Origin of the sequence: Vibrio sp. YT-17, from assembly GCF_033337375.1 — a bacterium.
GTDB classification, from domain to species: Bacteria; Pseudomonadota; Gammaproteobacteria; order Enterobacterales; family Vibrionaceae; genus Vibrio; species Vibrio alginolyticus.
Genome location: NZ_JAWOQP010000005.1, coordinates 65,576 through 88,544 on the forward strand (window position 1 = coordinate 65,576; position 22,969 = coordinate 88,544).

Here is a 22,969-nt window from a genome sequence, read left to right on the forward strand (position 1 = left end):
CTTCATATGTTCACAGACACTTTGCTGAGAGAGTCGTTATTAGCAGTGCATTCAGTGGCATATTTGCATAATGTTGCATTTTGCAAATGCAGTTTGCGAAATTAATGGTTAATAAAGCAACGATATGCATCTGGATCTACTAAAAAACGGCTTTTTTAAAGTTGGCACGCATCGTGCTTTACTTAGAGTGACCCTTATTAAGCCGAGGGTCACCTAGCCAACTGACGTTGTTAGTGAATACAAATTGTTCACAAGTATATACCGCCAATCACGTTTATTGTGATTGGCGTTTTTTCTTTCTAAAGCCTGATGATATTCACATCGTTGCCCGTCTCATCAGCTTCTCCGCACTTGCTGTAACAACTAGGTTGTCTTGGACAAACCGCCCCTCTGGAGCAGATCAACCTTGCTTGGGTTTGAATCCCGCGCTCTATCCAGTTGATGTTTAATATCTTAGCGATAGTCGTTAAGTCTTTTTTGATGTGGGGAGGAATAACACTACTTCCGCCGGAAGCGACACAAAGGGACTTAAGTTCTTCCGCTATAGAAACGGCGTCGCCACCTTGTGCAGAAATGGCAGGGTTAAGATCAATACCGGCACATAGCACGCGATTATTCCCCGCAGGATCAAATACGTTGACCGATTCGCAGCAGTAGATACGTGGCTCGTCGCCAACATTTAAAATCGAAATTTGCGCTGAACTGGTATCCAAAGGCTGGGAAAGGCGTCGGAATACGGCCCAGTGCTGGCAAGGGTCGTTCACTTTGCGCATGTTGCCCCAAGGCAATGGAATACCATTTCCGCGATACACGGCTTTTAACTTGCCAGGGCCATAGGCATCAAAATAGTGCCAATGAGGGTAAGGCGAGACCACCGTCATGCGACGCATTGCAACGGAAGGAGAAACCCCCGCCTTTTTGTGAACATCAATCTCGTAACCAGAACGGTCAAGCAACTGACGAAAGGGTACTTTGGGGCAGAGTAGGGCACCGGCAAAGAAGCTGGACTCAAAATCACGCCAAGCTTGCAGGATATCTTGCGAATTGAGTTCAGAGTTCGACACAGGGCTGTCCATTTGCTCCCAATTGTTTTGATGCCCGATAGATAAAACGTTATTCATTGCATCGCTGCTATGGAGCACTCGATGGCCGATATATACCGCCAAGTCATACTTCAATCGGGTTGGATAGTCACGCATTCGTTTATTGAGATAAATAGTCCCAGGTGGCTCCATGAAAGACGTAATCAACTGTTTGGCGCTGACGCCCAGTTCATCAATCACATCTTGTGGCGCTCGGTCTACCCAGCGAATATCCAACCCCATACTCTTTGCAATGTCGATCAGATCTTCCACTGACAGATTAAGTCGCTTTAAGCCCACTTCTTCCGCTGCCCGTTCTAAGTCTGGGAAATGGTTTTGGTGGTTCTCTTGGTGTGCACGGATCAGTAAGTGGGCGAATTGACGCCCTGTGATACCTGTTTGGGAGAGCATTTCTGGTATCGCGATTTGAAGAATATCATTGGAGAACAGGAAGCTCGGCTCCAGCGCCATGCCACTAATCCCACCACGATTCCCTTTGTTGGGTGTGATGGCTTCTAATTCGGGTTCATCATCTAAAAACCACGCAGGATCTTTTTGAAAAACTTCCGCGATCACTTCGAGCATATCGATACTCGGTACGCGTTTTCCGCGCTCAATCATCGAAAGGTAAGAAACCGAAGGAGCGTACTCTGGATTAATTCTTACACAACGGGCAGATAAATCCTCCATCGTTAAATGGTTGTTTTTTCTTAGATTACGAATTTTCGTACCAAGAAAATGAGACTGACGAATAAGGCTTTTTGACACAGACATTTTGTAAAATTCACATTGTAAAATTTTTGTTGTGAAATTGTAGTCAATATTTCGCTAGTCTACATAATGAGCAGGCAAGGAAATTAACCATCCACTTCACAGAATTGCCTGAAACTTAAATAAAGGATTTAAGTTTTTACTCTAGGACGAGTTTTTAAGTGCGAGGATATGACGATGAATATGCTGAACTTCGATAAAAAAGAGATGCAACAACAACAACGCCCATTTATCGCTGAAGCCGTATTTGCCGTCGAAGCGGTAAGTGCCGAGCAGCAGAGTGAGAAACAAGTAAAAGCGAAGCAACTGCTTGACCGCATGTTCCCATTGGAGAACGGGTCGCACCAAGACGTATCAAGTTACGTAATTGATTATCGCCATGTATTGGCTTACTTCAAAGACGGTACGCATAGCGGCCTGAAAAGCCCGAAACATTTTGTGGCGTACACTGGTGAAAAGGAAGATCCAAAGTCGATTTTGTTTAAAGATGATTCGGGCAATCATGTAGAAGTGCTGTTTGGCTGTCACAAAGGCACTGGTTGCGTGGAATTAGTGGACATTGACGATATTCAATTGGAAACTCGCACGACGTTTCATCCTGAACTAACTGGCAATGCACCAACCGCGATGCGCCATTGGATAAGTCTAATCAAAGGCGACAAAAAAGGTAAGCCGATGGCATGCAGTGAAGATAAAGAATATACCGCAAAAAATGGTGACGACTACATTCTAAGTTACTGCTACAGCGTCGATTAAGATACTCATGATTGGATATAAAAACCCCGCACTTTACGTCGCGGGGTTTTCTTTTTCATCGTAAAAGTCGTTTTCGCTTAGTCAGTTTATTTAAATTGGCATCACGCGGTTACGACCGAGTTGTTTTGCTTCATAAAGCTGTTTATCAGCTTTATTGATTAAGGCTTCAGGCGTATCACCCGGCTCAAATTCTGCTACCCCAAAAGAAGCGGTAATGCTGTGAACTTGTGTGCCTGAGCGCTTATCTCTGATACGCAGTTTTTCTATCATCCGGCGTAGTGTGTCTGCATATTGGCGAGCAATTCGCAGAGATTTGTTAGGTACAATTAACGCGAATTCTTCACCACCAAAACGGTACGCACATATCCCATCTCGACAACTTTGTTGTAGCCGGCGGGCAATGGCTTTTAATACTGTATCGCCAAAAAGGTGCCCGTAATTGTCGTTAAATGATTTGAAATGATCGATATCAAGCATGATCAAGGTCATTGCCTGATTTGATGCAATAAGTGAAGAGAGATCTTTGTCAAATGCTCGGCGGTTGTATAGGTTTGACAAACCATCGAACAACGCATCTTGCTGTACTTCAGCCAGTTGGTTTTTGAGGCGAGAAATTTCTTCACTCGCGTTAGTCAATTGGCTATTCAAAAACTTTGTTGAGTGACGAATTTCGTGTGACTCTGCGACAAGTTGACGAATCACTACCATCACTTCTTCAATGCTTAGGCTATTGTCCTCAACTTTTTCCAGTTTATTAAAGCTTTTGTCTACCATCTCAGAAAAGGAGGAAGTATCTGAAATTGTATCGCTCATTGAACTGGATACTTCATGTAGCAGAACTTCTACATTGGTTCTAAGATCTTCAAGGCTGGTTTCTGCTTTGCTGGCCACATAGTTGTTGTAAAGCTGTTTATTGGTTGCTGGCGGGCAAATACCGTAGTTTTCTAACACCGTGTCTAACTCAAAGTTGAGTTCTGGAATGGTCTTGTCAACGTAGGTATACCAAAGCGCGTAGTTGGCTGGCGTGGCAGCAACATGGTTTTTGATCATCAGTGGGACCGCTTTTTTTAAATTAGCGGTTGATTTCTTAAACTCGTCGGTCATTTCTGCGATGGTACTAGCAAAATGGGATTGGGCTTAGATTAACGGATATTAACTAATGTCGCTTTAATTTTTATCACTTTTGCATGGTTTATATAGAAAATGAGTGATTAAGATCGTGATCAATACCGTTGGATTCAAATTTTATAAAATATCAGTATGAAACATGTACAGGCATTTGGTGGTATTGCGTGTTTTGAGATATCCAGCAAATGGATTCCGTGTAAACGCTAGTAACCTAATGATCGTCAAACTCTCGTTTTCGTATAAAAGCAAGTAAATCAAAAGGCTTAACGTCAGGGTCTCCGTGAAAAGAACTCGTAGACGAAGAATTAACATCTGAGGGTGCGAATTGAAAAAGAAAATAGGACTTTATTGGTTCACGAACGACTTGCGATTGCACGACAACCCACTGTTGAAAAGCGCCAGTGTAGAAATGGACGAGTTAATTTGCTTGTATTGCTACCCTTCAATGACGCCTTACTTGCATCACTTTGCGCAGGAAGCCTCTTTCGGGCGCGCGAAATTGCAGTTTCTCGACTCATCGCTTAGTGAACTCAATCAATCTTTGAATCACCTTGGTCAGCGATTATGGGCGGTTGAACTAACGCCCGATCAAGCAATCAAGTATGCTGTTAATCGCTTCGGCGTCACACATATATATGCTGACGCCTTTCCCGGTTCGGATGAGCAACAAGCGTTAGATCGCGCAGTTGAAGGCGCGTCTCATGTAAAAATAAAACAGCAAGCAATCCGGACCCTGTTAAGGGAAGAACAACTGCCATTTGACTTGAGCAATCTGCCTACCACTTTCACGCAGTTTAGAAAGCAAGTTGAAGGTTCAGACATCTCTCGGCCCCACGAGAGTATCCGTTCGTTACCTCCAATTCCTTTAGGTGTGAATCTTCCTTCCGTTACTGCATATTACTTTGACGCAAAAGCTGCGTTTCATGGTGGAGAAAGCCGCGGGCTTGAACATTGTCGCCAGTATTTTGCTTCCACACTAGCCAGTGAATACAAACAAACACGCAACGGTTTAGATGGCATGGATTACTCCACCAAGTTCTCTCCTTGGTTAGCTCATGGGTGCGTTTCTCCGAAAACTATTTATGCCATGTTGAAACGTTATGAAGCGGAGAATGGTGCAAATGATTCAACCTACTGGATTTACTTCGAACTGCTTTGGCGTGAATACTTTTATTGGTATGCCCGTCGACACAAGCGACAGCTCTTCCGATTCGGTGGCATCCAAAATCGAGCACCACTCACCAGCTTTTACGCGCACCGTTTTCAACAATGGAAGAAAGGTGAAACGCCATTTCCTATCGTCAATGCGTGTATGCACCAACTTAATGAAACGGGTTATATGTCGAATCGTGGCAGACAGTTAGTTGCCAGTTGTTTGGTGCATGAGCTTGGCCTCGATTGGCGTTATGGCGCGGCGTACTTTGAGTCACAACTGGTCGATTACGATGTGGCATCAAACTGGGGAAATTGGCAATACTTAGCAGGCGTTGGTGCTGATCCGCGTGGTTCACGACAATTCAACCTCGAAAAGCAAACCGAAATGTACGACCCGCACATGGAGTTCATCGATAGGTGGCAAGGTCGTTGTCCTGGCGCGCATTTGGATAGTGTAGACATGGTCGATTGGCCGATTGTGATGGGCAGCAGTGACAAAGCTTCGTCATCGGAGAAACCGTAATGCAATTTGAAACCGTACGATTGATCTTGGGCGATCAACTTAACAGTGAGCACTCTTGGTTTCAGCAACCGGATGAGCAAGTGCTTTACCTGATTGCGGAGCTCAAGCAAGAGAATACTTACGTCACGCATCATATTCAGAAAGTGTGTGCGTTCTTTTCCGCAATGGAACAGTTTGCGAAAGAGCGTCAGAGTGAAGGTCACCAAGTTCTGCACCTCACGTTGGATGACACACAATCCTTCGACGATCTTGAGCAAGTCTTGCAACACTACGCGAGTGAAGTTGGTGCAAGTAAGTTTGAATATCAACGCCCGGATGAATACCGTCTTCTGGAGCAGTTAGCCAAACTAAAGCTGGATGGGGTCGTGACGCGTTGTGTCGACTCGGAACATTTTTTGTTGCCGTTTGAGGAAATAGAATCGCAGTTTCCTCAAGGTAAACACATCATGATGGAGCACTTTTACCGCCGTATGCGCAAGCGCTTCGACATCTTGATGCAAGACGGAAAGCCCGTCGGCGGAAAATGGAATTACGATGCCAATAATCGTAACAAGCTCAAAGCCAAAGACATTGAACAACTGCCACAACCTTTGATGTTCAGTACTGACATCCACGGCATTATTGAGCGGCTGGCACGACATGACATCAAAACCATCGGAAATCTCGAAGGGGACTTGTTGTGGCCGATTAATCGCGCGCAAAGCCTCTCTTTACTCGCGCATTTCTGCCAAGTCTGTCTGCCGTTATTCGGACGTTTTCAAGATGCCATGACAGGCCAGCACGACGCTAAGTGGAGCTTGTATCACAGCCGAATTTCATTCTCGCTTAACAGCAAATTACTGCACCCGAGAGAAGTCATTGATGCTTCACTCAAGGCATTTCATTCCAACGCGGACATCGACATTTCTCAAGTTGAAGGGTTTATTCGCCAAATCTTAGGATGGCGAGAGTACATTCGAGGGGTCTATTGGGCGAACATGCCTCATTACCCGAAAAACAACGAATTGGGCGCAGAAAGAAAGCTGCCAGATTTCTTCTGGAATGGTGAAACTAAAATGGCTTGTATGCGCAATGCGATTGGGCAGTCCCTCGATTACGCCTACGCACACCACATCCAACGATTGATGGTCACTGGTAACTTTTGCTTGCTAACCGAGATCGACCCAGATCAAGTGGATGAGTGGTATCTCGGTATCTATGTTGATGCGATTGAATGGGTCGAAATGCCGAACACACGTGGCATGGCATTGTTTGCGGATGGCGGCATTGTTGGCACCAAACCTTACGCGGCGAGTGGTTCTTACATCAACAAAATGAGCGACTACTGTAAGGGTTGCCATTACGACAATAAGGCGAGGAGTGGGGAAGGATCGTGTCCGTTTAACAGCCTTTATTGGCGCTTTATGAACAAACACGACAAGCGCCTCGCAGCCAATCCACGAATCGGGATGATTTTCCGCTCTTGGGACAACATGGAAGAACAACAACGCCAAGCGATTCTTGATACCGCAGAGCACTACATAGAAAACGTGGAGAACTTGTGATGGAAATACTCATCGTCGGTGGCAATGGTGGAATTGGTTTGGCGATGGTGAGAGAAGCCGCAGCTCGGTTTCCTCAAGCTCGCGTGCATGCCACTTATCGTAAGCAGCAACCAGATTGGCAACACCCAAATGTCGTTTGGCATCAAGTGGATGTATCGCAAGACGAGCAGGTAAAAGCGTTCAGTGAGCAGATTGAACACGTCGATTGGTTGGTGAACTGTGTTGGTATGTTGCACACCCAAGAGAAAGGTCCTGAGAAGAATCTTAGCTCGCTCGACGCAGACTTCTTTCAGCAAACCATCACGGTTAATACTTTGCCAAGTTTGCTGTTGGCGAAATACTTCACGCCCAAGCTAAAGCGCAGTACTGCACCCAAGTTTGCGACCATTTCGGCCAAAGTTGGCAGCATTAGCGATAATCAGTTAGGTGGTTGGTACAGCTATCGAGCATCGAAAGCCGCATTAAACATGTTCCTAAAAACCATGTCGATCGAATGGCAAAGAGTGGTCAAACATGGCACGGTGCTTTCACTTCACCCTGGCACCACAGATACCGCTTTGTCGGCACCTTTTCAAACCAATGTCCCAGAGGGAAAGTTGTTCACGCCAGAGCGAGTTGCTAAGGATTTGTTAGGCTTGATAGAAAAAGCAACCCCGCAAGATAGCGGGGCGTTTTGGGCTTATGATGGGACGTTATTACCTTGGTAAGAGAACGCGTACAAACGTTAATACAAATGAAATAACATACTCCAGAGAGGGTCGGAGTGACCTACGTTTTCGTTGATTTATTTCTTCGGCAACGCTCAGAACAATAAACGATTTCCTCCCAATTTCGCGCCCACTTCTTTCTCCAAGAAAATGGGCGCTGACAGACCGGACAGACTTTCATGGGAAGGTTGGATTTAAAACCTTTCATCGCGCTGAATGTTCACTCCTAATTTGGTTAAAACTACTTATCAAATAGGTACAGGTAATCGCCGTAGCCTAAACTCGCCATCTTGTTCACAGGTACAAATTTCATCGCAGCAGAGTTCATACAATAGCGTAATCCCGTCGGCTTCGGACCATCTTTAAACACATGACCTAGGTGTGAATCACCAAACTTACTGCGGATCTCCGTTCTAGGGTAGAGCAGTTTATAATCGGTTTTCTCCACGATGTAACCCGGGTTAATTGGTCGAGTAAAGCTTGGCCAACCTGTGCCAGATTTGTATTTATCAGTAGAAGAAAATAGCGGTTCACCGGTCACAATATCCACATAAATTCCCGCTTCTTTGTTGTCCCAGTATTCATTATCAAACGGACGCTCCGTGCCTTCTTCTTGCGTCACGTAATACTGTAGCTCTGTTAAGTTTGATTTGATTTCAGACTGAGCAGGTTTACTGTACGCTTTCACTTTCGAAAGCAGCTTTTTTTCTTCAATCAACTGTCGAAGTGTTTTAGGGCTTTCTTTTCGATCTTCACCAAACACTTCGTCGAGGTATTTATCGCGACCTGATGCGTAGCGGTAGTATTTGTATTTCAGGCTACTCTTCTTGTAGTAATCCTGATGGTACGACTCCGCAGGGTAAAACTTTTCAAACTCGATCAGCTCTGTTTTCAACGGTTTTGGATAGATCATCGCCTTGTCGATTTCCATCATAAACTGCTTAGCAATCTGCTTTTGCTCCGCATTATGGTAGAAGATCGCTGGACGGTATTGAGGACCACGGTCAACAAATGAACCTTTATCGTCGGTAGGGTCGATATGACGGAAGAAGTAGTCCAGCACTTGCTCGTAGTTCACGACAGCAGGATCGTACTTCACCTCAATCACTTCAATATGACCAGATTTACCAGAAGAGACTTGGCGGTAAGTCGGGTTTTCAATATGACCACCTGAATAACCTGATACAACATCGATTACGCCGGGCAGTTGCTCTAAATCCGATTCTGTACACCAGAAACAACCGCCAGCTAGCGTTGCGATTCTTGTATTCTCTGAAGCCTTCAGCTTATCCATCGTATCGGCGGTACCTGTTTTACTCAATAGTAGAAACAAGACTGGAAGTGCGAAGGAGAAACCGGCCAATAACTTAGACATATTCTTCATAGCTACCTCATCGTTATTTTTGTAGAAAGTGTTACTTAAATAAAAAGTGTTACGTATAGAGAAAGGTAACCGAGCGAAAAAATTACAGTAATGTTGAAAATTCCGTTGCCCTTTTATGCGATAGAGCTAAAGTATCGACAAGAAACACACCGCTAGTAAGGGCAACGATGCCTTGAATAAGCGATGCTAAATGAGGTAAATCATGCAAGCTGAAGTTAAATGGATAGAAGATTTTAAATTCCTTGGGCAATCTCAGTCGGGCCACTCCGTAGTGATGGATGGCAATGGTGGTGCAACCGCACCAAGCCCAATGGAAATGGTACTAATGGCTGCTGGTGGCTGTAGCTCTGTCGATGTTGTTGATGGTTTGAAAACGGCAGGCCAAAAGGTCTCGTCAGTTAATGCCAAGCTAACCACAGAGCGTCGTGAAACCGCACCGCGTATCTTTACGCAAGTGAATATCCACTTTGAAGTGTCAGGTGACGAGCTTGACCCAGAAGTCGTAGCAAAAGTGGCGGCTGACTCGCTAGAAAAATACTGCTCGGTTTGCTTAATGCTAGGTGAAGGTGTTGAGATGACCCACAGCTGGGAAATTGTGTAAGCCGACAGACTCCACAAAATATAAAAACAGGAAAGAGAAAAGTCCGGGCTTTTCTCTTTTTTTATTTCGCAATTCACGTACCTTGTGAGGAATCTGAAAGCAGTAATTGCAGGTTGTAGGAGTCTTCCAGTGACAGAACTAGAAAAAATGATGTCTGGCCAGGTCTTTGATGGCATGGACAAAGAAATTGACGCCATTAGAAGCCATGCTCTTCAAGCACTTAGAGCGCTCAATAATAACACCGACGAAAGTCAGCGCGACGAATTGCAAAAGCAGCTATTTGGCAAGGTAGGCCGTTGTATTGTCCAGTCCCCTTTTCATTGTGAATTTGGTAAGACCATCGAAATAGGTGAAGAAACCTTTATCAACATGAACGTGGTCATGCTCGATGGTGCCAAAATTACCATCGGGAACCACGTGCTCATTGGACCGAGCGTGCAATTTTATACCGCTTCTCATTCTGTTGATTACCGAAGTCGTCGACGTTGGGAAACGTTTTGTAAACCTATCACGATTGAAGATGATGTGTGGATTGGCGGAAATTCCGTCATCAACCAAGGTGTAACAGTTGGCGCTCGCTCGGTGATTGCGGCGAACTCGGTCGTTAACCATGATGTGCAGCCAGATTGTCTATACGGAGGCACGCCAGCTAAGTTGATTCGTCGTCTCAACGAAGAAGAATTATTGTAAGAGAGCAAGCGTCGTTGTGACAATTATATAGCTTTCGAGAAGAATATAGCTTATTCGAGTTACATTAAGCCCAAATAAGCTATTTCTACATTATTCAACTTCAAAGTTTCAACTTGAACTTGAAAAACAATAAGGTATTAAGGGTTTAAACTATCTACTAATGCGAGTATTCCAGCTGAAGAGAATACGACTATCAGCATAGAGGAGTTTATAATAATTATTCCTATTAATAGAATTGATAGTGAACGGTACCATCTAGGCACTTCTTTGGAGATATCGGGTAACTTTCGTTTTTTACCTGAGCTAGGTTGGACGATTAAACGAACAAACATCAATGTTCGGAAAAATGCGTAAGGCCATCCCGTAAATAGAGCTAGTTCGAAAGTGTTAAAATAAGGTTCTGTAAAGTAACTATTGACAACTTTTTTTGGCATTAAAATATGCATGATACCTATAAATAATGTCTGGAGAAAAATAATCAATATTCCAGAAAACATTAAGTATCCAATAATATTCCAAACTAATTGCATATGGCACCCAAGTTTGTCTTTGAAACTAAGTCAGGCTGAGAGCCTAAGTTGTTGTATGTAAGCACAGCTGCTTTACCGGAGGCGTACCCAATAGCGGTAGTACCGGCAGCGAGTACAATGGCAGTCCACCAGTCAATAGGGTTTGATACTAAAAATAGACCGACTAACGCGCTGGTACCCATTCCTACAGCTGTGCTAGTTATTGACTCAACAAAAATTTCATTCTTCTCATGTTGGTCTTGTGTATTCGCAATCTGAATGCAGGAAGCCGTTAGACCAACACATACTAAAACATGTCCGCCAACTTTAGATGCTTGAGCTATTTTATTCAGTTTTTCGGCTTGTTTAACTATATGAGCATTCGCAGGTAACCCTCCACTTCGAGCTATGCGAATAGACTCGTAAGCTTTTTATTATCAAGTGATAAATTTAGCCTTTCATATGGAGCACCATACATGTTTAATATAATTGATGATAAGTTATCATGAGTTTTTATTTTATACTCAAATAATCCCGACACAGAGCACCTCTAGCTAATAATTTGTTTGTGCAGATACTAACAAAAAACTATATTTAAAAAGGTTTATTTTTTGCATTCTAGACTTTCATTTTAAAAAGTTACAAATTAGCTGATGTATTTATTATTTGTATGAAATTGTTAATGTGATTTTTTACATTTAAAGTGTGATATTAAACTTGGTTGGATAAGTGAAGGTCATACATGATTTGCTAGTGATAAAAAATACAAGTGCTAACATTGTAGAGTTTATGATAATTACCCATATTGTTATGAAGGATAATAGGCGGTACCACCTAGGCCCCTCTTGGGATACATCAGGTAACTTTCGCTTTTCACCTGAGCTAGGTTGAACGATTAAACGAACAAACATCAATGTTCGGAAAAATGCTTAACGCCAACCTCCAAATATAGTTGGTCGTGTATAAAATTGATAAACTTAAATGGCGAGATGTAAGCCTTGCACAACTAACAAAGGTTGGTTAAACAAGGCTAATAGTCGGTTATGGATGAATAACGATTTGTTGCTCCTCAGTCATCACAAGTGTCGCTTTGCTTTGTTCGATAAGTTGGGCAGCATAAGAAGGGGTAACGGCCTGCATATCACCTTTAGATCGAAGAGTTAAAGACTCCCACGCTTGATCTCGATATTTCCCTGCTTGGGTGTATTGAATCAGTACTTTCATAGCTTCACGATCCGGTGTGGTTGACGTGCTACTTAAGTTAACGATCTTAGGTTGGTTGCGCATCTGTTAAAAATGAAACATTAGTTTAACCAAATGTGCATTTCCAAATATCGCGCATTGAGCAGAGCAATTTATAATCCTTGTGATGGAAGGATGAAGAACACTCAATCTTTCGATTCATACTGCGCAATATAATGTTTGAGAGATTTGGTTTCCGCACTCTGAAACTCTTCATCGTGCATACGCAGTGCTTGGATACGGTCGAGGCGGAACTGGCGGTAGTCGTCGCGCAATTCGCACCAGGCGACCAGCGTCCAGACTTTGCCCCAAAAGAACTGGCCTAACGGTTGGATTTTTCTTTCGGTCACTTGTCCGCTTTCATCTTGGTAATCCAAACTGACCTTTAACTGATGATCAATCGCGTGGCGCAGGAGCTGCCCTCGTTTGGCAGTCTCGGATTGGGTGTGATAATCGGGCACAATCAGCGGACAATCTTCCACTTGTTGCTTGAGCTTATCGGGCAATACCGAAAGTATTTTGGTGGACGCAGAGTGAGACGCTTCGGCGAGTTCGGCATCCGACCAAGCTCGAACCATCCGCATACCCAGTTCAAGCGCCATCATCTCTTTTTCTGAAAACATCAAAGGCGGCAGATGAGAGCCAGCTTGCAATAGGTAGCCAACACCTGCTTCACCTTTAATAGGAACACCAGAACTAAGCAACGACTGAATATCGCGATAAATCGTACGTTCGCTAACTTCCATTCTTTCTGCGAGCTCTTTCGCTGTCACGGCGTAACGCTTTGCGCGCAGAAGCGTCAGTAGCTCAAACAGTCGTTCTGATTTGCTCATGATGTTCCTTATCTAGACCTACTGGTTGTTAGTGGTAGTGTGGCTGATTACTTCTCTAGCTCACTGCACATTTTTAAGTTGTGATGTTTAAGCTCGAAGCTTTCGCAGTCAATCATTGATAACAGAGGCTGAAATTCAGCGGCTTGCTTAATCTGTTTTCCCGCCTGTTTGGCATCGTCCATTGAACGCCAGTAAATGATGTCTGTCCACACATCGTCCGTAGCTTCGTGACTGAGCGAGCGATACAAAAAGCCCGGCAGATTCTTCACAAACGTTTGTGACTGTTTGGCAGCGGCGATCACGTCTTGCTCTGTTGTGCCTGCGGTTAGACGAAATTGCACAGTTTCGATAACGGTTTCCATATTGTGATTCCTTATTGGTTTGGTTTTGGCGGATTGCCTGTTGAGTTCCAAATAAGGTTACGCGGATGGAATGTCAGAACATGTCAGTAGTGAAATCTCACTCACTTATCATCAATATGGTTATTTTTCTGGGCTATTGTAACGATCCCAGTAAGGTAAATCTGTGCCGAGCTTTTCGCTGATAAAATCGATAAAGGCTCTTACTTTCAACGGCATGTGCTTGCGCTCAGGGAACACCGCATAAATGGCGTGTTCTGGTAGAGAGTACTCTTCCATCACCGGTTTTAGATTTCCTGCGGCAAAGTCTCTTCCTGCAATAAATGTTGGCAGTTGCGCAATGCCCGAACCTCTTAACAGCAACTGGCGAATGGCTTCGCTGTTATTGACGATAAAGTTTCCTTTTGGAAGTACCTTGTATTCGCTGCCGTTGTTGATGAACATCCATTCGACGCCGCCACGGAAATAGGAGTAGCGCAGGCAGTTGTGACCGACTAAATCACTTGGTTTTTGTGGTGTTCCAAACTCCTCTAAGTAATCTGGTGAGGCACAAAGCACACTTTTACAAGGAGCGAGACGTTTTGCGATTAGATTGGAAGAGGTGAGTTCACCAATACGGATCCCCAAATCAAAACCATCTTTAACCAAATCGACCATTTTGTCTTCGAGGTTTAAATCCACTTCAATTTTCGGGTAACGAGCGAGAAACTCGCTGATCAAAGGCGCGATATGCAGCACACCGAAAGACATCGGCACGGTAATTTTGAGCCGACCTTGTGGAGAGCCTTGCAGCTCCGATACCGCGTCCACGCCTTGTTGGGCTAGGTTGAGCGCTTGAGAGGCGTACTCAAAATAGCGTTCTCCCGCTTCGGTCAGGCTCAGCTTACGCGTGGTTCGGTTAAGGAGACGAATGCCCAAATCGTCTTCTAGTTGGTTGATGCGTTTGCTGATCGCCGATTTCGTCAGATTCAGCTGTTTGGCCGCAAGGGAAAAGCTGCCGCATTCGACAACAGCAACAAAAACGGGCAGGGAGGCAATCGCGTTCACATCAATCTCCTATTATCGTGAAGCATTTATTGTTGAGCACAAGGATACAATTAATTTCCAATTATAGAGATTATCTTCAAGAAGAAAACAATCTAGACTATGCACCAATATTACGACCTTGATTTTGGGAAGAAGAAAATGAAGTACGATTGGATCCTGTTTGACGCTGACGAAACCTTATTCCACTTTGATGCTTTCAAAGGTTTGCAGCTTATGTTTTCTCGCAAAGGCGTAGATTTTACTGAACAAGATTTTGCTCATTACCAAACCGTAAACAAACCGCTTTGGGTGGATTACCAAGACGGCAAAGTAACGGCAGATGAGCTAAAACATAAGCGTTTTACCGAGTGGGCTGAGAAGTTGAATACCACAACAGCAGATCTCAACAGTGCATTTTTAGAAGCAATGGCCGATATTTGCAGCTTGTTGCCAGGTGCAAAAGAGCTGATGGAAGCGCTGCAAGGCAAAGCTAAAATGGGCATTATCACCAACGGTTTTACAGAGTTGCAAGCAATTCGCCTTGAGCGCACAGGGATGACTGAGTACTTCGATAAAGTGGTGATCTCTGAACAAGTGGGCGTAGCAAAACCGGACTTAGGTATTTTTGAATACGCGATGCAGCAAATGGGCAACCCATGCAAAACGCGCGTACTGATGGTGGGTGACAACCTGCATTCCGATATTCTGGGTGGTAATAATTTTGGTATTGAAACTTGCTGGTTAAATACCACAGGCGCAAGCGTCGATGAGCGTATCGCACCAAATTACACCGTTGAGTCTTTGAGTGAACTAAAGAACATTTTGGTGGCGTAACCGAATCGGGTATTATTCCGCAGTAACCCTCAGAAAAATCAAGGAATAATCATGTCAGATATCAAACAGCTAGACAGCAAAGTCGTTTACCAGAACAAGTGGATGACGGTGCGTGAGGACAAAATTTTACGTCCGAGCGGCGCAGAGGGCATCTATGGTGTGATCGACAAACCTGATTGTGCTGCGATTCTGGCTATCGATAACGGGATGATTCACTTGGTTCAGCAGTACCGTTACACCGTAGGTCAACGTTGTTGGGAGATCCCACAAGGGGCGTGGGAATCAAACCCAGATGCGGATCATCTTGAGCTTGCCAAAGGCGAGCTGCGTGAAGAAACGGGCATGCAGGCGAGCGCCATGGCGTATGTCGGCGCGCAGTTTATCGCATACGGCTTTTTGAATCAGACATGTCACGTCTACTTCGCCAGTGATTTAACGGACGTGGGCAATCAACTCGACAGTGAAGAAGAGGATTTGATCACTCGCGCTTTTTCTGTTGAGGAGTTCGAACAGATGATGATCGACGGTACGATCAAAGATTGTGTCACCATCGCTGCTTATGGTTTGGCGAAGCTGAAGAAATTCATTTAGTTATTCATGACGATTTTTTAATGAAAACAGCGGCCTAGTGCCGCTGTTTTTAGTTTGGGTGAGTTCGTTGAGCCATCGCTTACTCGTCGATTTTCTTACCTAAGATTTCCACTTGCGCTTTTTTGGTCACCCCCGCGACTTGCAGCGCAGTGCTGCCAACCGATTCATAGTTCAACTCGATTTTGTCTAACTTCGCGTTATCTTTTGTTGGTAGGCTTAAGCTTCTTGATGACATGCCTTTAGTCAGAACCCCTAAACTGTCGAACGTCTTTTCCTGACCATCTTTCATGATTACTTTAACGCTTTTCAGATCGACCGTACCTTGCGTACATTTGATTTTTATGTGGCTGAAACGAGCGTTAGCAAATGGTGACAGTGGATTGACTGTGTCGGTTTCCGATTTAAAACTGACGGTCTTATCTGCAATCTTATCCCAATCGTTGTCTCCTGCAACCGATTGGAAAGAGGCTACAGCCGCTAAAAGACAGAGTGCGATGGTGTTGAACAGTTTCATAGCTTTTCCTTACCTTAGGTTTAGATATTCTGTTTAATCAGTTCGATGACGTGTGTGACTTCGTCTTGAGTTAAAGCCCCTTCTTTCACGAATAAAATTTCGCCTTGTTTATTTTGTACGATAATCGCAGAACTTTCTTGCTGTAGATCCCAAGTTGTTGCTAATACGCCATTTTTGTCTAACACCATGGAAGACCAAGAGAATGTCTTTTTGCTGTCCTCTGCCGACGATTTAACAAATGTACCGGTTCCCCAAATGGCGTCTTCTTGGTTGATCACGGTTGTGGTCTGATACTGATCTTCAGGAAAGTGAGCGGCAGTGATTGCTGACATCAGCGGCGCGTTCATCTCTTTGGCTTTACTACGACCTGCAATGGCTTGTATCACACGGACTTTGCCTAACATCTGCTGAGTTGCCCAAGGTTGATAAGCCACATCGTCTCCTTGCAGCGTCATTTCGCCATAGGTATCAATGCTGACGGAAGGGGTGGTTTGACCGACAGAAAGGTTATGAGAGAAGGCGAATGTCGGGGCGAGTGCGAGTAAGAGTGACAGAACAGATGGAGTTTTCATTGGGGGTCCCTGTAACGAAGTGAGGTTAGAGCGAATCAAAATAAGGGGCAAATACGATGCCCCTTATCGGATGTGGCATTTAGTTAGAAAGTACAACGCGCGCATTTAGCGGTTGCAGCGGACGATTGTTTTGTCCCATGACTTCCATCAGTTTCGCGGCTTGATCTTTGGATAAGGTTTGAGTGTCTTTAAGCACAAACCAGCGCACACCTTCTGAACATGGCGGTGTGGTTAAAGAGCCGTTAAATCGATAGTAGTTTGCAGTTTTTGGCAGTAAGTCGTTAATCTCAAACGTATCTTTAAAGAAAGTGGTTTGATTCTCTTGTGGGATTGCGTTGATCAGTTTAGACAGTGCTGCGTTTTGATCGCCAGCATCAAACATCACCGAAATTACCGCCAACTCGCCATCTGCGTTGGCGTGCACAAAGTGCGCTTCAAGTGGATATTGGCGGCCTTTGATTTGGTTTTCTGAAGGTGTGTGGAAATGGAACTGTTGCAGCTCGAACGTCTCGCCATCGATGGTGAAGCTGTTACGTCCGTTCACTTGCGCTTGCAGCGTATGACCATTGTTGGTTAAACCAATGACCTGACCAGTGTACGAAAGGTTCAGTGCTTCCAGTTTTGCATCGGCTGGGTTGTCGATGTTGATTGGGCTTTGGTTTTTCGTGGTTGCGCAGTCTTTGGCGATTTCTCCCCAGTGCTCTGGCCCGTGTTTGTCATTGCCATAGCCCCATTCTGAAGCCTGAGCCGCGCCTAGAGTGAGAAGTGAGAGTGAAAAAGCAAGTAGTGTTTTGTTCATAATAATGTCTCTGTTCGGTCGCTTCGATAAGCGTTGTTACAAGGCAATGACCTAGAGGTTTGATCACTGCCTGACAAATTAGAAACGGTGGCTGAGTTGGGCACCAATTAGGAACGCATTTGAATGGGTCACGCCCGTCACCATCGGTGCAGGAACACCTTCATACGCGTACTCTTCTACGTTGACATCTTCACCAATCAAGTACGTCATGCCGATGTCAACCGTGGTATCTGATGACCATTGGTAAGAGGCGCCCGCAGATAACCAGTGACGGTTCGAATCTGGGATAGAAAGCGAAGTCAGCTCATCGACAGGTGTTTTGTCGAACATGTAACCCGTGCGTAGTGTCCAACGTTCATTGGCGTACCAAGTCGCACCGATGGAGTAGTGCGCGGAGTCTTGCCACTGAAAATCTTTTAGCAACTGATCATCAGCTTTCAAGCTGTCAAATGCTGACCAACCAATCCACTGCACAGAATAGTGCAGGGCAAATTTAGGTAAGACGCGGTGATAACCGGAAAACTCCGCAATATCCGGTAGCGGCATAGCAAGTGAGTCGTACGATTCGCCCGCAAAGTGGATGTCGCCCTTGGCATCTATGTTAGGGCTGTGCTTGTAGCTTAAACCTAAGCGATGACGTTCGTTAAACTCGTACATCATGCCAATATTCGCACCAAGCCCAATGCCGCCTGCTTCCACATCAAGTGCGTTGCCTTTTACGGATCCACAGCGTTGTTCTAGTTCGTTTCCAAGTATGTTCCCACCAACGCAAACACCCACGTCCATATCGCGGTACAGCTCACCAGAGCCGTAAATCACATCAATACCACCACCGATACTAAAACGGTCGTTCACCTTGTATGCCAAGCTTGCGCCAAGGTTGACACTCGCTACGCTGGTGACACCGCCAAAAACAGGTGCGCCATAGTTTGGTTTAAACTCCATGTCGGTTCCGAAGTTGGAATATGCCGATAAGCCTAGATACCAGTCGTCGTTGATAGGGTGAATAAAGTAAAAATTGGGTACAACGGCTGGTTGACCAACGCCATCGACGTCATCAATGTCGGTCACGGTTTGAGAGAAGGACGGGGTAATGTCAACTTGAGGGGACGGAGGAAAACCACCCATACCAACATTGACATCCGCATTAATGTTAGCTCGATGATATTGCGCATTTTTAACGGTAACGTCAGGTTTGACGTAAGTGACACCGAACGATAAGGCATTTTGTTTAAACAGCGTCATCGCTGCGGCGTTGCGGCTGATTACAGACGCATTATCACCAATGACGGCATCACCAGCAAAAGCACGACCAAGACCCGTCGCAGAATGTTCGTTAATTTGAAAACCACCGGCATACGCCGTCGAGGAGGCTAACCCGATTAATAAATAAATCGGTGAAAGAGTTAATTGTCGCTGCATGTTTTTCTCATGAATTAATTAGAAGTTGTATTGCAACGAAAATCAGTAAAATAAACAAATCTGACCAGTGCATTTAAGAGTAAAACTAACAGTGTGTTGACAATAAGTAAATTTAACTTAATAAATATTTATTGTTGAATTTATTAATGCTTCATGGCGTGAATATAGTGGTTATTTTACGTGTAAATTAAATCCTGAACCTCTATTTTTATTTTTGCGGTATTACTTCTCTATTTTTATTGTACTGACTGTTCCCTAACAAATAGAGGGAAATCCAGCGATAAAGTGTCCGTGATGGAAACTCTGAGTCATTTGTATTTCCATTGCATCCCAACGTTGGTAGTTCGAATCAGCAAGAGAACTATCGTTTAAACCCACATGACACACTCCTCTCGGTCTTACCTGTGTTATGTGGGTATTTTTTATTTAACTTGCCACTTAACTCCTCTTGAAATTCAATAATTAAAAATGGCCATAATGAAATTTTGATGGATTGCATATTGAATAAGTTAAGATTTTTACTGGTTTGTTGGTATTTAAAAGTTTTGTTTATAATACTTATAACTTGAATTTCTATATTAAAAATGGTCTTTGCTATACGTATTGAATAATAAATTTTTGAAGTGACTATAATATCTCTGATTTTTCACGTTAGTGAAGTTATTCATTCAGTTTCTTGACGTTAATTTACCTATCTTTACGTCTCGTACCCTGTACGGCTAAGACAAATAGCAGTATAAAATCAAAACGATTATTTACTTCACTCCTGCTATGAAACTCAATAAAAAATGGCTCGTTTTGTGTGGCCTACTTGCTATTGGTGCTGGTGGTTATCATTATCTGCAACGTCCAGAACCCATTTCTCCTTACGCGACAGAAGTCGTTCGCAAAGGCAATATCGAAAAGGCGGTATTAGCTAACGGCATGTTGCAAGCGTCCAAATTGGTGAATGTAGGTGCGCAAGTATCTGGGCAAATTCAACGCCTCGCTGTGAACTTAGGGGATGAGATAAAACAGGGGGACTTGATTGCACAGATTGACAGCCTGACTCAGCAAAACAGCCTCAAAGAAGCCCAAGCGTCTCTTAATAGTCTCAACGCTCAGTACCAGGCTAAGCAAGCGCAGATTAAACAAGCAAACTATGAATACGTGCGCCAAAAAGGCATGTTGGCAGCGAAAGCGAGCTCACGAGCTGATTACGAGAATGCCGAAGCGACGCTCGCCATCTACAAAGCCGAGTTAGCGCAACTGGATGCCGAAATCGAGAAAGCCAAAATCAACGTCGACAATGCGCAGTTAGATCTCGGTTACACCACCATCAACGCACCGATGGATGGCACGGTGGTCTACACCGCGGTGGAAGAAGGACAAACCGTAAACGCCAATCAAACCACGCCAACGATTATCGAGTTAGCCAAGTTAGATACGATGACGGTGAAAGCCGAAATTTCGGAAGCCGATGTGATTTTTGTTCACCCAGGCCAAACGGCGCTGTTCACCATTTTAGGCAAACCGAATCAGCAGTTTAAAGGTACATTGCGCGCCATTGAGCCGGGGCCAACCATCATGGATGGCGATGACAGCGATTTGAGCATTTCAGATAGCGATGCCATTTACTACAACGCTGTATTTGACGTGAAGAACCCGCAAGGTATTTTGCGTATCGGCATGACTGCGCAAGTTTCGATTGTCCTTGAGCAATCGGAAAATACCTTGATTGTCCCTTCACAAGTGCTGCAAAAATCTGGCGGCAAAGGCAACTATACCGTACCAGTGCTTGAACAGGGCCAAGTGGTGCAAAAGCCCGTGACAGTGGGTATCAACAACAAAGTGAACGCAGAAATTCTCTCAGGTTTGAAGGAGGGCGACCAAGTTGTTCTTGGCAATGCTATGGATGGAGAATCATCAAGCCGAGGTGATCGTCGTCGACCTCCAATGAGGTTCTAATATGAGTGACGTGCTTTTAAAAGTTGAGGATTTAACTCGACGATTTGTCTCTGGCGACGAGTCGCTTACCGTGTTGAACCACATTAATTTAGAGATAAAACGCGGTGAAATGGTCGCGATCGTGGGGGCATCAGGCTCAGGTAAATCGACGCTGATGAATGTGCTCGGCTGCTTGGATAAACCGTCCAGCGGTCGATACTTCATTAATGGGCAAGATGTCTCGACGTTGGAATCTGATCAACTGGCGGAACTGCGCCGCGAGTATTTTGGCTTTATATTCCAGCGTTACCATCTGCTGGGGGATTTAACCGCGGTGGCAAACGTGGAAGTACCGGCGGTTTACGCGGGAGTTCCTCATCGTCAAAGAACGGATCGAGCGCAGTCGTTATTGGCTCGCTTAGGGCTGGAAGATCGTTTCACTCACAAGCCCAGCCAACTGAGTGGTGGCCAGCAACAGCGCGTGAGTGTTGCTCGTGCACTGATGAACGGCGGTGAGGTGATTCTCGCTGATGAGCCCACTGGCGCATTAGACAGTCACAGTGGGCAAGAGATGATGGCACTGCTTAAAGAGTTGCATCAACTTGGGCATACGGTCATCTTAGTGACTCATGATATGAACGTGGCGAACTTTGCGGATCGCATCATTGAAATCAAAGATGGTGAAATCATTGCAGATACGCCAAATGCACAAGTTGTAATCAATGAGCAAGCAGTACAGACACCGAGCACGTCTTTTCATCGCCCAGCGCAAGTCGCCAGTAAGTGGTGGAAGTGGGACAGTTTTATTGACGCGCTCAAAATGGCGCTGCTGGCGATGTCTAGCCACAGAATGCGCACGTTTTTGACCATGCTCGGCATCATTATTGGTATAGCCTCGGTGGTTTCCGTGGTGGCACTAGGTAATGGTTCACAACAGCAAATTTTGTCGAATATTTCATCCATGGGAACAAACACCATTGATGTCAGGCCGGGCAAAGGGTTTGGTGACCGCCGCTCCGGACGAGTGAAAACGCTAACCGCCGACGATGCTAAATCGTTGGAGAGTCTACCTTTTGTCGACAGTGTCACGCCGTCTTTATCCAACAGCTTAACCGTGCGTTACGCCAATCAGGATGCAACCGCGTCTGTGGAAGGGGTTGGGGAAGATTATTTCCGTGTGCGCGGTTATGAGATCGCCAAAGGTCAGTTTTGGGATGAAGAGAGCGTGAACTCACTCGCCCAAGAAGCAGTGATTGATGACAACACCAGAAAGGAAATGTTTGCGGATAGAAATCCGATTGGTGAAGTGATTTTTCTTGGTTCATTGCCAGTGCGTATTGTGGGTGTCACGCAGAAAAAAGAAGACGCGTTTGGCAACAGCGACGCGCTGAAAATTTGGGTGCCATACACCACCATGTCGGGACGAATGATGGGACAACGCTACCTCAACGGCATTACTGTACGGATTGATGAGCATGCCCCAAGCGCAGCGGTAGAACAGAGCATCATCAACTTGTTAAAAATGCGCCACGGTACAGAAGATTTCTTCACGATTAACACTGACACCATTCGTCAGAGCATCGAGAAAACCACCGCCACCATGACGTTACTGATCTCAGCGATTGCGGTGATCTCCCTAATTGTCGGCGGAATTGGTGTAATGAACATCATGTTGGTGTCGGTGACAGAGCGCACGAAAGAGATCGGTGTGCGAATGGCTGTGGGTGCGCGGCAAGCGGATATTTTGCGTCAGTTTTTGATTGAAGCGGTACTAGTGTGTTTGTGTGGTGGTATTGCTGGTATTGGGTTGGCGTTTTTGATTGGTTTTGCATTCAGTACATCTGGCAGCAGCTTCCAAATGATTTACTCAATGAACTCGATCATCTGGGCGTTTATTTGCTCAACGTTGATTGGCATCGCTTTCGGCTTTTTACCCGCTCGCAATGCCGCCAAACTCGATCCGATAGAAGCGCTAGCGAGAGACTAAAAATGAGTAACACA

General features: G+C 44.9%; 23 protein-coding genes. 10 read left to right on the top strand and 13 right to left on the bottom strand.

Going from position 1 to position 22,969, the window contains the following annotated elements:
* Window positions 1–299: 299 nt before the first annotated feature.
* The gene (locus R7F67_RS06775) at window positions 300–1,856 is read right to left on the bottom strand and encodes a DUF3612 domain-containing protein (RefSeq protein WP_225466069.1); all 1,557 of its coding nucleotides are present in this window, start codon (window positions 1,854–1,856) and stop codon (window positions 300–302) included.
* Between the two features lie 174 nt (window positions 1,857–2,030).
* Between R7F67_RS06775 and R7F67_RS06780 the strand changes: the two genes are divergently transcribed.
* Window positions 2,031–2,609, top strand: a complete 579-nt coding sequence (locus R7F67_RS06780) for a malate synthase (RefSeq protein ID WP_005374156.1) — start codon at window positions 2,031–2,033, stop codon at window positions 2,607–2,609.
* Window positions 2,610–2,699: 90 nt separating this feature from the next.
* Here R7F67_RS06780 and R7F67_RS06785 read toward each other — a convergent pair whose 3' ends face one another.
* Window positions 2,700–3,713 carry a GGDEF domain-containing protein gene (locus R7F67_RS06785; protein WP_005374150.1) on the bottom strand — a complete coding sequence of 338 codons (1,014 nt, stop codon included), beginning with the start codon at window positions 3,711–3,713 and terminating at the stop codon, window positions 2,700–2,702.
* A gap of 349 nt (window positions 3,714–4,062) precedes the next feature.
* Here R7F67_RS06785 and R7F67_RS06790 point away from each other — a divergent pair, with 349 nt between their 5' ends.
* The 3 genes from R7F67_RS06790 to R7F67_RS06800 are packed head-to-tail and all read left to right on the top strand — an operon-like array spanning window position 4,063 to window position 7,666.
* Entirely contained in the window at window positions 4,063–5,415 is a 1,353-nt protein-coding gene (locus tag R7F67_RS06790) for a DASH family cryptochrome (RefSeq protein WP_182015789.1), read from the top strand.
* Complete coding sequence (locus tag R7F67_RS06795) at window positions 5,415–6,959, top strand: cryptochrome/photolyase family protein (protein WP_005374147.1); 1,545 nt, start codon at window positions 5,415–5,417, stop codon at window positions 6,957–6,959. The genes R7F67_RS06790 and R7F67_RS06795 overlap by 1 nt, the downstream gene beginning before the upstream one ends.
* Window positions 6,959–7,666 (top strand): SDR family oxidoreductase, encoded by a 708-nt coding sequence (locus R7F67_RS06800; protein WP_017819732.1) that lies wholly within the window; start codon window positions 6,959–6,961, stop codon window positions 7,664–7,666. The genes R7F67_RS06795 and R7F67_RS06800 overlap by 1 nt, the downstream gene beginning before the upstream one ends.
* A 61-nt stretch (window positions 7,667–7,727) precedes the next feature.
* Here the strand turns inward: R7F67_RS06800 and R7F67_RS06805 are convergent, their stop codons facing one another.
* Window positions 7,728–7,874, bottom strand: coding sequence for a DUF2256 domain-containing protein (locus tag R7F67_RS06805; RefSeq protein WP_005374142.1), 147 nt, complete (start codon window positions 7,872–7,874; stop codon window positions 7,728–7,730).
* A gap of 33 nt (window positions 7,875–7,907) precedes the next feature.
* Complete coding sequence (gene msrB, locus R7F67_RS06810) at window positions 7,908–9,050, bottom strand: peptide-methionine (R)-S-oxide reductase MsrB (protein WP_005374134.1); 1,143 nt, start codon at window positions 9,048–9,050, stop codon at window positions 7,908–7,910.
* 202 nt (window positions 9,051–9,252) lie between these two features.
* On the opposite strand from msrB, the gene R7F67_RS06815 reads away from it, so the two are divergent.
* Together R7F67_RS06815 and R7F67_RS06820 are read left to right on the top strand one after the other, a co-directional pair.
* Window positions 9,253–9,651 carry an OsmC family protein gene (locus tag R7F67_RS06815; protein ID WP_005374132.1) on the top strand — a complete coding sequence of 133 codons (399 nt, stop codon included), beginning with the start codon at window positions 9,253–9,255 and terminating at the stop codon, window positions 9,649–9,651.
* 129 nt (window positions 9,652–9,780) lie between these two features.
* Window positions 9,781–10,341 (top strand): sugar O-acetyltransferase, encoded by a 561-nt coding sequence (locus R7F67_RS06820; protein ID WP_053304653.1) that lies wholly within the window; start codon window positions 9,781–9,783, stop codon window positions 10,339–10,341.
* Between the two features lie 520 nt (window positions 10,342–10,861).
* Here the strand turns inward: R7F67_RS06820 and R7F67_RS06825 are convergent.
* From R7F67_RS06825 to R7F67_RS06845, 5 genes are all read right to left on the bottom strand, one after another.
* Entirely contained in the window at window positions 10,862–11,053 is a 192-nt protein-coding gene (locus R7F67_RS06825) for a hypothetical protein (RefSeq protein WP_230856630.1), read from the bottom strand.
* A gap of 838 nt (window positions 11,054–11,891) precedes the next feature.
* On the bottom strand, window positions 11,892–12,074 hold the full coding sequence (locus R7F67_RS06830; RefSeq protein ID WP_021035913.1) for a hypothetical protein: 183 nt from the start codon (window positions 12,072–12,074) through the stop codon (window positions 11,892–11,894).
* Between the two features lie 164 nt (window positions 12,075–12,238).
* Complete coding sequence (locus tag R7F67_RS06835) at window positions 12,239–12,925, bottom strand: helix-turn-helix transcriptional regulator (RefSeq protein WP_053304651.1); 687 nt, start codon at window positions 12,923–12,925, stop codon at window positions 12,239–12,241.
* A 47-nt stretch (window positions 12,926–12,972) separates the two neighbouring features.
* On the bottom strand, window positions 12,973–13,287 hold the full coding sequence (locus R7F67_RS06840; RefSeq protein WP_021452372.1) for a hypothetical protein: 315 nt from the start codon (window positions 13,285–13,287) through the stop codon (window positions 12,973–12,975).
* Window positions 13,288–13,407: 120 nt separating this feature from the next.
* Window positions 13,408–14,331 (bottom strand): LysR family transcriptional regulator, encoded by a 924-nt coding sequence (locus R7F67_RS06845; RefSeq protein ID WP_005374110.1) that lies wholly within the window; start codon window positions 14,329–14,331, stop codon window positions 13,408–13,410.
* Between the two features lie 138 nt (window positions 14,332–14,469).
* Here R7F67_RS06845 and yjjG point away from each other — a divergent pair, with 138 nt between their 5' ends.
* Together yjjG and R7F67_RS06855 are read left to right on the top strand one after the other, a co-directional pair.
* Window positions 14,470–15,144, top strand: a complete 675-nt coding sequence (gene yjjG, locus R7F67_RS06850) for a pyrimidine 5'-nucleotidase (RefSeq protein WP_005374109.1) — start codon at window positions 14,470–14,472, stop codon at window positions 15,142–15,144.
* A gap of 51 nt (window positions 15,145–15,195) precedes the next feature.
* Window positions 15,196–15,735: an NUDIX domain-containing protein gene (locus R7F67_RS06855; protein WP_258457514.1), complete on the top strand. Its 540-nt coding sequence runs from the start codon at window positions 15,196–15,198 to the stop codon at window positions 15,733–15,735.
* A gap of 79 nt (window positions 15,736–15,814) precedes the next feature.
* Here R7F67_RS06855 and R7F67_RS06860 read toward each other — a convergent pair whose 3' ends face one another.
* The 4 genes from R7F67_RS06860 to R7F67_RS06875 all read right to left on the bottom strand — a co-directional run bounded on the left by R7F67_RS06860 (window position 15,815) and on the right by R7F67_RS06875 (window position 19,042).
* Complete coding sequence (locus R7F67_RS06860; RefSeq protein ID WP_005480927.1) at window positions 15,815–16,249, bottom strand: hypothetical protein; 435 nt, start codon at window positions 16,247–16,249, stop codon at window positions 15,815–15,817.
* A 20-nt stretch (window positions 16,250–16,269) separates the two neighbouring features.
* Window positions 16,270–16,821, bottom strand: coding sequence for a YtfJ family protein (locus tag R7F67_RS06865; RefSeq protein ID WP_005480925.1), 552 nt, complete (start codon window positions 16,819–16,821; stop codon window positions 16,270–16,272).
* Between the two features lie 79 nt (window positions 16,822–16,900).
* Window positions 16,901–17,620, bottom strand: a complete 720-nt coding sequence (locus R7F67_RS06870) for a carbonic anhydrase (RefSeq protein WP_017819741.1) — start codon at window positions 17,618–17,620, stop codon at window positions 16,901–16,903.
* A 78-nt stretch (window positions 17,621–17,698) separates the two neighbouring features.
* On the bottom strand, window positions 17,699–19,042 hold the full coding sequence (locus tag R7F67_RS06875) for an OmpP1/FadL family transporter (protein ID WP_025768039.1): 1,344 nt from the start codon (window positions 19,040–19,042) through the stop codon (window positions 17,699–17,701).
* Window positions 19,043–19,813: 771 nt separating this feature from the next.
* Between R7F67_RS06875 and R7F67_RS06880 the strand changes: the two genes are divergently transcribed.
* A complete protein-coding gene (locus R7F67_RS06880) occupies window positions 19,814–20,989 on the top strand; it encodes an efflux RND transporter periplasmic adaptor subunit (RefSeq protein ID WP_005384341.1) in 1,176 nt (391 codons plus the stop codon).
* Window position 20,990: 1 nt separating this feature from the next.
* Window positions 20,991–22,955 (top strand): MacB family efflux pump subunit, encoded by a 1,965-nt coding sequence (locus R7F67_RS06885; RefSeq protein ID WP_258476061.1) that lies wholly within the window; start codon window positions 20,991–20,993, stop codon window positions 22,953–22,955.
* Window positions 22,956–22,969 lie beyond the last annotated feature (14 nt).